The organism is Bartonella sp. AP7XZML, from assembly GCF_042195745.1.
Classification (GTDB): domain Bacteria; phylum Pseudomonadota; class Alphaproteobacteria; order Rhizobiales; family Rhizobiaceae; genus Bartonella.
This window is the reverse complement of sequence record NZ_JBHIOT010000066.1, coordinates 82,218-93,247: the sequence shown is the minus strand read 5'-3', so window position 1 is coordinate 93,247 and position 11,030 is coordinate 82,218. Positions and strand designations below refer to the sequence as shown.

The following is an 11,030-nucleotide window of genomic DNA, read 5'->3' as shown; positions in this document are numbered from 1 at the left end:
CCAAACCGCACCAACAATGCCGCCCGCGCCCCCTCCGGCAATAAGGAAATGTGATACTCCCAAACCGGCTTGGTTTTGCCTCCCACTTTCCTCGAAAGTTCAGAGTTTTTTCTCCAATATGCCCGTCCGTGGTTTTCAAGACTTTTATATGTTTTCGGCAACCCTGGCAAAGCTGCCTCAGCCAATTCGGCAATAGTAAACCACTCCTTCATGGCTGCCCCCTTTTAATGCGAACCGGCGTTGCGCGCATGGCTTTCAATCGCGCTGCAATCTCCCGCTGTTCCTGCTGCAACCGCGCAATCTCTGCTAAACGCGCCTCATCCCCTTGCAACAGCAACAATCCATCTTCACTCACCACCTCATCCCAGAGCCAAAATGCCTCTGTCGCCCGCACAAATGCCTTAAACCGCNCTAAATAATGCGCCATACGCTCCGCAATCACACTGCGCTCATGCCGGCATTCTCTCAAAGCCCGCGCCATCGCACGCTTAATGCGTGAGCGAAACCGCCCTAAATCAATCTGCGCAACGGGTTCACGACAGGGAAAAACCGGCTTTTGGAAAAAATCAAGCTGCCCGCAACCATGCCTTTTCATGACAGCACCTCCCCACATTCTCTTGCAAGATAATCACAAAACCGCGCCTTTGTCTGCGCATCTGCTCTCTGCCAAACACCCAATAACTGAGCAAAAATCCGTTCCTGTTCATTAATTTGCGGTGGCGTATTAACCCCATTGACCAAATCAACAGCCCGCCTCAAATCCCCATCAACCTGTTGGAGCGCAATCGCCACCCGCCGTTGCGAAACCGGCTCCATCTTGGCAAGCTTTAATAACTGCGCTTGATTATCCGCCAATGCCGTCCCCCGCAAAACCGCCCGCAACTCCGGCTGTAGATGCTGGGCAATACAGTTAAGACGTTTTACAACATCTTGAGACAAACCAATACGATCCGCCACATGTTTGGCAAAGTGCAAACCTTGCACTTTGCCATTTAAGTCACCATCATTTGGCAAAGGTGCAACTTGCACCTTTGCCACTTTGTCCTTTGTATATTGATTACCATGGTCACCGCCACGTTGAATCTCCCCATACTTCTTTTCCCACAACTCGCGGTAAGTCTGGACAAAAAGCGCACGGTCAATCACAGACAATTCATTGCGAAACAGATTTTCAGCCACTTCTAAAAGCGCAGCATTATCCTTATCAGCCTGCACCACAACCGCATCGATTTCGCTATACCCTAAAAGCTCCGCAGCACGAAGCCGATGCGCTCCAGCAATAAGCGTATAATTGCCTTCCTTAGCATTAGGGGTATGGCGCACCGTAATCGGATTCATCAATCCCTCCCGCGCCATTGATTGTGCAAGCGCCTTGGCATGCTCATCATCTACAGGGCGTATACGCTCCGGCACCACAATCACATCAAGAGCAAGCTTTTGAAACTGTGCCATCACGCCCCCACCTTTCTGATCTCTTTAAAGAACAAATCCATCGCACGCCCCGCCCATCTTTGATAAGCTTTCGCAAAAACGGGTTCTTCCAAACGCCGGTTAATGGTACGCAAAGAACGAGCAACAGCAGTGCGTTCACGCTCTTGCATGGCAACAATACGCCGCCGCGGCACCTCAAACTGATAATGCAAAATATGAATAACAATCTGCCGTGCTAACGCCGCATCAAATAAGCCATGCGGAGGGTCAATAATATACCGGATCGGCAGATGCTTAAATCCACCACTCACCGCCTTAAAAGAACAGGCAAGCATAGCTTCCAAACGTTCAACTTCTGAATAAGGATTAACGATATCGCTTCTGGCTTCTGGGGTCCATAAATTACAAGCAGCAACCATAACCACCCCCTATAAAAACAATATGACCACCATCTAATCGCCAAAACCAACCCATCCAAACGGCTGTTCTATGATGCAACTCTCTGCAATTTATCTTGCCTATTTCGTACTGATCTTTAGACATTGATAAACCTTTTTATCTTATGGTATTTAAATTCATGGCAAATGCGCAAAAACGCAAAGCCGTGTAACGAAGTTCAAGCAGCATTCCCACGCAAAGCAGAATGCGCACGCGAATCTGTGTTGGCATGTTTTGCTGCTTTAAAAATGCGACGGCGACTTTTGGGGTAGCGGTCGCTAAAAACCTGCTCAACGGGCAAACCGATAAAATCGGCAATAGCGCGTTCGGCTTTCTCGTTAGACCGTGTCCAGATATGTTGAACACTGGATGACGATAGTTGATAAGCTTTCGCGAGCTCCGCCAAGGTCATATTACGGCGGCGTAGCTCAGCTAAAATACTATGGCGATCCCATACTTGTGTGATAGTCATAAATTTCGCTCCTGCTTCAAACGGATGCTCAAACCATCCGTTTTTTGTGGGGTTAATTGTAAAATATCTGCCCTCTATATCGGGCGGTAATTAGATGTGTATACCAAATATTTTGTGTTGTAAACAATTTATTTTGTATAGAGGTGATTTTTTTTGGCACGTCCAGAAGTAGAACCAAAAACAGAACTGGCAAAACGCTTGCGTGAAATACGACGAATACTCGGAAACGAAGAGCGGGGCATTTTTGCGCAACGCCTTAATTTACAACGCAATACCCTTGCCAATTATGAAATCGGAGCACATGAGCCAACATCCTCAGCAATTAACGCCTATCATAGAGTCTATAACATTAACCCCCATTGGCTCGTTACGGGTGAAGGTGAAATGTTTAGTGACATGGCAAAAGCGAAAGCAGCAGGTTTTAAAGCGCCCACCATTCCTGCTGGTCTCATGAAAAAGCTTGGTCGCATAGCTTATACAACCTATCGCGATGCTAAAATAAAACTCCCCCCTGAAGATATAGCGGAACTCGCGGCGGAACTTTATAAAAAACTGCAAGAGCTTGTTCAAGACATCAACGACACGGAAGAAGTCGAAGCGACTTTCCCTCTTCTTAAAATTCATTTAAAGCGTCAAATAGAGGCTGAAAGAGTACATCTAGAAACTACACAAGATACGGCTTAATGCCTCTCTAAAATGAAAAATACAGGCGCGTTTCTATTTACATTAAGAAACTTAAATAACGAATTGTTTTTAAAGAATTATATTTGCAAAAAATAGAAACGCGCCATATGGCGCATATCTTTTTTGCTTTTTGGGTCATTTTTGGCTGATTTTGGAGTCAATTGAACTTTTGGAGTGATTTTTTTCACAGGGTCTTCAAAGGCGGTTTTCTGGGCTTTCACAGACTTTTCAAAATTTTTCACAGGGTTTTCAAAGACCTTTCAAAGCCTTCTCTCATTTTTACCATGAAAACGCACTTTTTTCTGATTTTCACTATTTTTCGCTCTTTTTTACAATTTTAGGTGTCAAAATCTATTTTGACAAAACGCGCATTTAATGCTAAATTTTATACATAAAAACAACAAATTACCACGTATTCCTACCTAATCCCACCTTTTCCCACTTAGTATAAAACCTAGTGTCAAACTACAGTAGCTTTCCGGTTGTAGCTTGTCAGCAGGTTTTGTACCAATTTATTTTTTTTCAAAGAGTTTTTAAGGGGTTCTCAAAGGGTCTTCAAAGACCTCTCAAAGGTCTTTATCGTTTTTGCGAATAAATTCTCATTTTTACAATTTTTGCACTTTTTTGATTTTCTGTTACATAAATCTAATCCAGATAATAAGAGAAGGCATAGTAAAATTAAAGAATTATCTCATATTTCTCTCTCATTCTACTTTTGCTTAGTTAGTACAAAACCTACTGTAAAATTATATTATTTTGCACGTCTTGCTTGAATATGTGCTAGCAACCCTAATGTTGAACTATCACGATTATCCGCTTTACTTTCTCCACGAAGAATTGGTAGTAACTCGTTTGCTAATTCTTTACCAAGTTCAACACCCCATTGATCAAATGAATTAATATTCATTAAAATCCCTTCAACAAAAGTGCGATGTTCATAAAGCGCAATAAGACGACCGAGTGCAAAAGGTGTTAATGAATCTTGAACCAGCGTAATGCTGGGACGGTTTCCTTTAAAACTTCTATGACGTGCTAAATGGTCTGCTTCACCCTCATCAACTCCATTTTTTATCAAGATATGCCGAGCATCTTCAAGACTACGCCCCTTCATCAAGGCTTTTGATTGTGCTAAACCGTTTGCTAGCAACATCTCATACATAGAATGTAATTTTTTCTCATGCCCTTTTATAAATAAAATAAATTCTACAGGAATAATATCTGTTCCTTGATGCAGAAGCTGAAAAAAAGCATGTTGACTATTTGTTCCTGAATCCCCCCAAACAATTGGACCACTTGAAAAACTTAATGGTTTTCCATCCAGCGAGACTTGCTTACCATTTGATTCCATATCAAGCTGTTGTAAATAAGCTGGAAAATGTATTAAACGCTGTGCATAAGGAATGATCGAACGTGATGAATAACCACAAATAACACGATGCCAGAATCCTAAAAGAGCAAAACGAATAGGAATATTTTTATGCAAAGGCATAGTTTTAAAATGTTGATCCATTTGCAAAGCACCATTGAGAAATTGGCGAAAATTTCCACCACCTATTGCAAACATAACAACAAGTCCAATGGCTGACCAAATTGAATAACGTCCTCCAACCCAATTCCAAAATTTAAAAACTCTTGTGGAATCTATGCCAAATTCTGCCACTTTATCAAGCGCACTTGAAACAGCAACAAAATGCGTACAAACGGCTTCTTCTCCTAAATGTGAACAAATCCACTGACGTGCAACTTGAGCATTGACCATTGTTTCAGCCGTTGTAAAAGTTTTAGAAGCAATGACAAACAGCGTTGTTGCTGGATTCAAAATAGAAAGAGTATCAGAAATATGGGCACTGTCAGCATTCGAAACAAAATGACACTGTGGACCATCATGATAAGGTTTTAAAGCATATGTGACCATTGCAGGACCAAGATCAGAACCACCAATACCAATATTGACAATATCACTTATTCTCTCGCCACTGCTTCCCTTATAGCTTCCATCACGCACCTTTTCAGAAAATCTTTCCATATCTTCAAGGACGTCTTGAATATCGCGAATAAGATTATGACCATCCAACATGAAAATTTCATCAGCAGGTAAACGTAATGCAATATGAAGAACTGAGCGTTTTTCAGTTGTATTAATCGCCTTACCAGAAAACATTGCATCACGCCGGCCTAACACATCTGCTGCGACCGCTAAATCATCTAGAAGTTGCAATGTTTTAAATGTCACACCACATTTTGAAAAATCGAAAAGAAGATCATCAAGTCTGAGGGAAAAATGGGAAAAACGCTGTTCATCTTCTACAAAATGCCGACGAATATCATAGACCCCATCCTTTGCGGCATGGTTTCTTAAAGCTTTTAATGTGGCTTCAAAAGCCATTTCATTTCGAATCGAAAAGCTATCTCCCATAAGCTTATCCTATACGGTTATTGATAATGAAATCTATGCCCAAACAATAACAAAGCAGAAAACACCTCCTTTATTGCTCGCTATTTTCACTGCTCACATAAAAATGAAGGAATATACAAAATAAAAGGATAAGATCCGAAAATGATATTTTTACAAGAATAAACTTTCAAATCTTTTCTATCATATACATCATTTAACTTGATTGAGTTCTTTTGTTAAACGTAAATCTTCTTCTGCTTTTGGTCTTATAAAACGCCCTAAAAAAAGATAAACAACCGGTGTGACATAAAGCGTAAAAATAGTTGCTAAACCTAAGCCACCAACGATAACCCAACCTAAGGCTATACGAGCTTCTGCGCCAGCACCTTTGGCCAAAACCAAAGGAATACCTCCTAAAATGGCACAAATCATTGTCATACAAACTGGACGAAGGCGAATGTTTGCTGCTTCTTCTACGGCTTCACGCACGCTTCTTCCCTGATCACGTAATTGATCTGCAAATTCAACAATAAGAATACCATTTTTTGCCATAACACCAATTAACAAAATTAATCCAATTTGGCTGTAAATATTAAGACTTACACCACTTAATAGCATAGCAATTACAGCACAACCAATCCCTAATGGGACAGTGGCCATAATAATGAATCCTGAAATAAAGCTTTCAAACTGAGCAGCCAAAATCAACAAAATAATCAAAAAAGCAATGCCAAAAACAATCATAAAATTGGAAGATGTTTCGTTAAGCGTTTCGGCTTCCCCTAAGGGAACCAAGTAAGTTCCTTTCGATAACAAAGGAGAAGCAATTTTCTGTACAGTTTGGTAAGCTTCCCCTAAAGCGATATCTGGAGCAAGATTTGCGCTTAAAATAACAGCACTCATGCGTTTTTCCCGTTTTAATTGAGGAGCAATAGCTTTTTCATGTAAACGCGCAATAACCGATAAAGGAACATATCGATTGTCTTTGGTTTTTAAAAAAATATTTTCTAAATCGCTAGGACTCTTCATAGAATTTGTACGCGATATCAATTTAACATCGTAAGAATGATCATCCACGTTAATGGAACCAATCTTTTTACCATCCAACATTGTTTGTAATGTATCGCCCAAATTGGTGATATCAATCCCTAAATCGGAGGCTTTTTTTCGATTGATTTCAATAAAAAATTGCGGTTGTGTTGCATCAACAGTAAGGCGTGGGCGAATAAAACGCGGATCATCTTGTAAAGCACTTACCAGCTTATCAGCAATGGGTTGTAATATTGCATAATCATTGCCAAGAATTGCAAATTGCAACCCTTGCCCAGTTCCGCTCACACCTAGAGAATTTCCCTGCGCAGCAAACACAAAAACTGCGGGAAACTGTTTAACCTTTGCATTAATATCTTTCACGATTTCTTGCTGACTCCGTAAACGTTTATCCCAAGATGAAAGCAATAAAATCAAAAAAGCAGTATTGGGTGAACCGCCAGCACCCGCAATAGAGTAACTGTTAGCAATCTCCCCTGCATCACGTAATGGCTGTAGACTTGCTTCAATTTGCTCTATTTGCTCGTTCAAATATTGTGTTGAAATACCTTGTGGTCCATTAATAACCAAAAAGATCACAGCTCTGTCTTCTGCTGGCGTTAATTCCTGTTGTAGCTTCGTATAGCCTCCAACACAAAGACCCGCAAAAATAAGTGAAGCAAAAACAACAGCCCAAGGCTTTTCTAAACACTTATGCAAACTGTAAGTATATGCCTTATGAAAAAAAGTACCTAATTTATATAAAAAAGCAAAATGATGGGACTTTTCCTCTTTTTCCTCAATATGTTCTTTGAGAAAACGCGAAGCCAACATTGGACAAAGCGTTAAGGCAACAACTGAAGAAAGCAAAATAGAAATTGCCAAAACAAAACCAAATTCTCTAAAAAGACCTCCAACTTGCCCAGGAAGAAAGGAAATAGGAACAAACACAGCCACTAAAGTCAATGTTGTTGCTAAAACAGCAAAAAATACTTCACGTGTTCCTATCACTGCTGCTGCTCTGGAACCTAATCCCATGTTGCGCCACCGAACAATATTTTCAAGAACAACAATGGCATCATCCACAACAAGCCCTGTTGCTAAAACAAGTCCTAAAAATGTGAGAATATTCAATGAAAACCCTACAAGATAAATAGCCGCAATGGTACCAATCAAAGCGACAGGAAGAGATAAAGCAGGTATCAGCGTTACACGAATGTCTCTGAGAAAAAGAAAAATGACCAAGATAACGCTCAAAATAGCAATAACCAACGCAACTTCAACCTCATGAAGAGCGCTTTTAATAAAAATTGCATCGTCATTAATAACGTCTATATTTACAGAAGAAGGAACAATACTTTTGAGATTATCAACAACGGCTCTCACACCTTCAGAAATATTAAGAGTGTTGGATTGTGCTTTACGCACGATACCTAATCCAATACCTGTCTTTCCATTGATACGAAGAATAACTGTTTCTATATCCGGCGATAAAGTAACATGCGCAACATCACCAAGATGCACATGAGGCTTTAAAACAACTTGTTCAAAAGATTCTGGTGTTGTTAAACGTGCAGTAGCACGTACAACTAAAGTTTGCTTAGAATTGCGTAATGACCCTACTGGCACATCTGTTGTCATATCAGCAAGAACACGTGAAATATCTGCTACAGTTAATCCATAACTTGCAAGTTTTGCTTGATCTATATCAATCTGAAAAATCTTTGTGCGAGCACTATCGACCTGTACATCACCAACACCATCAACAGCAGAAATAGCATCAACAATCTGATCGTTTACAATCGTGGTTAAATCATCAACACTCATTGTTGGTGACGTCACAACCAAATACATCATGGCAGCAGCATTCGAATCTGCTTTAATAATCAAAGGCGAATCCGCATCTTTCGGTAAAGAATAGGTAACACGGGAGAGAGCATCACGAATATCAGATGCTGCAACATTCAAATCAACACCGACATTAAAGTTAATCTTCACACGGGAGCGTCCAAAAGAAGACGTTGAAGAAATCGTCTTAACACCTGAAACACGAGAAACAGCATCTTCTATAACTTTTGTAACTTCACGATCAATTGTTTCTGCCGATGCACCAGAAAACATCGTCACAATCGTTGTTACAGGAGTATCAACATCGGGTAATTCTCTTACATCAACATTTAACCATGCTGCAAATCCTGCAATGATGATCATAGCATTCAAAACAAGAGTAAAAACCGGTCTGCGAATAAATAAGGTAATGAGACCACCTTGCTCCACCTTTGACGTAGGCTGTTTTGTGCTCAATTCTTGGCTCATTGTATATCCGTTCCATAACCTACTGATAATTGCTGTTGATGAGACTTTGGATCATCAATAGTTACTTTACTTCCTGGATAAAGCATTTGCACCCCTTGAATGACAACTTGATCACCATTTTCTAGGGGAGCTTTCACGAAAACATGATCGGCTTTATGCTGAATAATTGTTACGGGAATAGACTCTACTTTTCCTTCTCTCACACGCCAAACGAATGACCCTTTACTATTCCATTGAACTGCAAGAGGATTAACGACAGGAAAAGAACCACCATGAAACTGCAAGGAAACAGAAAAGGACATACCAGACATGAGCGTATCTTTTTCATTATTGATTTCAACCTGAACATGAAGTGTGCGACTTTCTGGATCAACGATATTATCAATCGCATAAATATGACCAACAAAAGATCTATCTGGCTGCGCGATTAACGTTGCCGTTACCTCATCTCCTTTATGGATGCGCGACACATATCGTTCAGGGGCCCATACATCGACCAAAATACGTTCTCTATTCTCAATACGGCCTATTACAGTATTAAGGGTCACGTTATTCCCCGCATCAACAGGCAAAATACCAACAACTCCAGGAATCGGTGCTCGAATTGTTCGCCGATCGAGATCTAATTCAGCATTACGCAAAACTAAATTTGCGTTATCCAACTCTAAGCGTGCCATAATTTCTTGAACTTCCGTTGCTGTATTGCTGGCGCGTAATTTAAGAATACGCGAAAGCGTCAACGCATTGTTATCACGTTGCACTTTTGCTTTTGCAGCCGCTATTTCTTCTTTTTTAGAATCAAGCTTTGCAATCACATCATCAGCTTGTACTTTTGTACCCGCTGATACAAAAAGCTTATCAATAACACCTGAGGATAAAGGGGTAAGTTCGACTTCTGCAAGAGCTTTTCCACTCCCAAGAACGTTAAGTTGTTCATAAAGATCTTGAACTTTTACAAGATCAACGACAACATTTACCGGTGGCCTTCCCATTTTTTCATTTGAAGCTTTATCCGATATTCTTGTTTTATCCACCATAGAAATGGGTTGGTCTGCACTCTTTTTTCCAGCCCAATAAGTAACCGTTAAAACAACGATTAAAAACACTAATGGAAAGCTCTTTTTTAATAACGCCATACATCCGCCCTTGCTGTGTCATGTTCATCTGAAATAGTTTTCAACAGTAATATCGGCGTTTTACACAAAAACCCAACAGCGGGTGTATATATCTTACCCCCACCGCAAAAAACACATCTCATCTCTGCTTGACTATCTTTCATAGATTAAAACGTCAAGTTAACTATCGTTCATATTGCTTTGTATGGTCATGACAAAAAAATGTTCATATCAAAATCAACTGAAGCCATAATATATTATATCCTTTTTTAAAATATCTCATAAAAAAGAGAAATTTTTTTTATTACTATCCAAGTTTCACTTGCATTTCTTTAATGAAACGATTAGGAACCCTTTGTCTTAGACAATGTAAAAAATTGAAATGTATGCACCCGTAGCTCAGCTGGATAGAGCACCAGACTACGAATCTGGGGGTCAGGAGTTCGAATCTCTTCGGGTGCGCCATCTATCAATATCTTCTTATAAAGTCAGACTTTTTAAATTCTTTATTTTGTGATTTATTTTTACCTATCTTTGTATTTTGTTATTTCATTCTGTTGTGAGTCGTTTCTTTAGCCATTTGCTAGAATAAGATGTTATGAGTCCTTCAATTCAGCTCTAAGGTGCTTTTATTAGCTTATAATCGTAGCGATTGCATGAGTAGCGTATGTTGTTGTTTTCTTTTTTCAATCTATGCGCTTGTTTTTGGTCTCTTCCGGATTATACTCTCTACTCAGTTAGGTAATTTTTTACGTTCTTATTTCTAATTGTTCCATAACTGGATGTTTCTGGATATTTTATTCCTAGCAGTCCCATCTTAAGAGGGACTTCAGATGTGTCGCCATAAATTCCGGTTTACCACCATGTGAAACTTTTTCAGTGTGTTGTTAGAAAGAATAAATAAACTACTTCTCAAACGTACTACTATGAAACACTTATGGTATCCATTAATGTCATCAACATTTGTTGCAAACCAAAGCTTCTTTTCGCAATATTTTTAATTGAATTAAACGTATTTTTACTGCTTAAAAGCAAAAAGATTCTTTTTCCTAAAAAACAATAAAACTCTTCTTGTGCTTCTTTAGCATTATCTCTTGCATGGCATATCATCGATTTCTATGATATCTTAATATTTTTCTGTTCTCTATGA

General features: G+C 39.7%; 11 protein-coding genes and 1 tRNA gene. 2 read left to right on the top strand and 10 right to left on the bottom strand.

Going from position 1 to position 11,030, the window contains the following annotated elements; translation table 11 throughout:
- From ACFILT_RS05100 to ACFILT_RS05075, 6 genes are all read right to left on the bottom strand, one after another.
- A partial coding sequence (locus ACFILT_RS05100) for a DNA-binding protein (RefSeq protein WP_375679692.1) occupies positions 1–212 on the bottom strand: 212 nt, incomplete at its 3' end.
- The gene (locus tag ACFILT_RS05095) at positions 209–595 is read right to left on the bottom strand and encodes a hypothetical protein (protein WP_375679691.1); all 387 of its coding nucleotides are present in this window, start codon (positions 593–595) and stop codon (positions 209–211) included. The genes ACFILT_RS05100 and ACFILT_RS05095, both read right to left, overlap by 4 nt.
- Entirely contained in the window at positions 592–1,452 is an 861-nt protein-coding gene (locus ACFILT_RS05090; RefSeq protein WP_375679690.1) for a ParB/RepB/Spo0J family partition protein, read from the bottom strand. Before ACFILT_RS05090 ends, ACFILT_RS05095 begins: the two co-directional genes overlap by 4 nt.
- Positions 1,452–1,850 (bottom strand): hypothetical protein, encoded by a 399-nt coding sequence (locus tag ACFILT_RS05085; RefSeq protein WP_375679688.1) that lies wholly within the window; start codon positions 1,848–1,850, stop codon positions 1,452–1,454. The genes ACFILT_RS05090 and ACFILT_RS05085 overlap by 1 nt, the downstream gene beginning before the upstream one ends.
- Complete coding sequence (locus ACFILT_RS05080; RefSeq protein ID WP_375679687.1) at positions 1,834–1,974, bottom strand: hypothetical protein; 141 nt, start codon at positions 1,972–1,974, stop codon at positions 1,834–1,836. The genes ACFILT_RS05085 and ACFILT_RS05080 overlap by 17 nt, the downstream gene beginning before the upstream one ends.
- A 73-nt stretch (positions 1,975–2,047) precedes the next feature.
- Positions 2,048–2,341 carry a helix-turn-helix transcriptional regulator gene (locus ACFILT_RS05075; protein WP_183194530.1) on the bottom strand — a complete coding sequence of 98 codons (294 nt, stop codon included), beginning with the start codon at positions 2,339–2,341 and terminating at the stop codon, positions 2,048–2,050.
- Between the two features lie 153 nt (positions 2,342–2,494).
- Here ACFILT_RS05075 and ACFILT_RS05070 point away from each other — a divergent pair, with 153 nt between their 5' ends.
- Positions 2,495–3,025, top strand: coding sequence for a helix-turn-helix domain-containing protein (locus tag ACFILT_RS05070; protein ID WP_375679685.1), 531 nt, complete (start codon positions 2,495–2,497; stop codon positions 3,023–3,025).
- A gap of 77 nt (positions 3,026–3,102) precedes the next feature.
- On the opposite strand, the gene ACFILT_RS05065 is transcribed toward ACFILT_RS05070, so the two are convergent.
- The 4 genes from ACFILT_RS05065 to ACFILT_RS05050 all read right to left on the bottom strand — a co-directional run bounded on the left by ACFILT_RS05065 (position 3,103) and on the right by ACFILT_RS05050 (position 9,901).
- Positions 3,103–3,267: a hypothetical protein gene (locus tag ACFILT_RS05065; RefSeq protein WP_375679684.1), complete on the bottom strand. Its 165-nt coding sequence runs from the start codon at positions 3,265–3,267 to the stop codon at positions 3,103–3,105.
- A gap of 509 nt (positions 3,268–3,776) precedes the next feature.
- Positions 3,777–5,441, bottom strand: coding sequence for a glucose-6-phosphate isomerase (gene pgi, locus ACFILT_RS05060; RefSeq protein ID WP_375612841.1), 1,665 nt, complete (start codon positions 5,439–5,441; stop codon positions 3,777–3,779).
- Positions 5,442–5,630: 189 nt separating this feature from the next.
- The gene (locus ACFILT_RS05055) at positions 5,631–8,765 is read right to left on the bottom strand and encodes an efflux RND transporter permease subunit (RefSeq protein ID WP_375678793.1); all 3,135 of its coding nucleotides are present in this window, start codon (positions 8,763–8,765) and stop codon (positions 5,631–5,633) included.
- The gene (locus tag ACFILT_RS05050; protein WP_375678794.1) at positions 8,762–9,901 is read right to left on the bottom strand and encodes an efflux RND transporter periplasmic adaptor subunit; all 1,140 of its coding nucleotides are present in this window, start codon (positions 9,899–9,901) and stop codon (positions 8,762–8,764) included. The genes ACFILT_RS05055 and ACFILT_RS05050 overlap by 4 nt, the downstream gene beginning before the upstream one ends.
- 367 nt (positions 9,902–10,268) lie before the next feature.
- Here ACFILT_RS05050 and ACFILT_RS05045 point away from each other — a divergent pair.
- Positions 10,269–10,345 (top strand) — tRNA-Arg (locus tag ACFILT_RS05045).
- Positions 10,346–11,030: the final 685 nt, after the last annotated feature.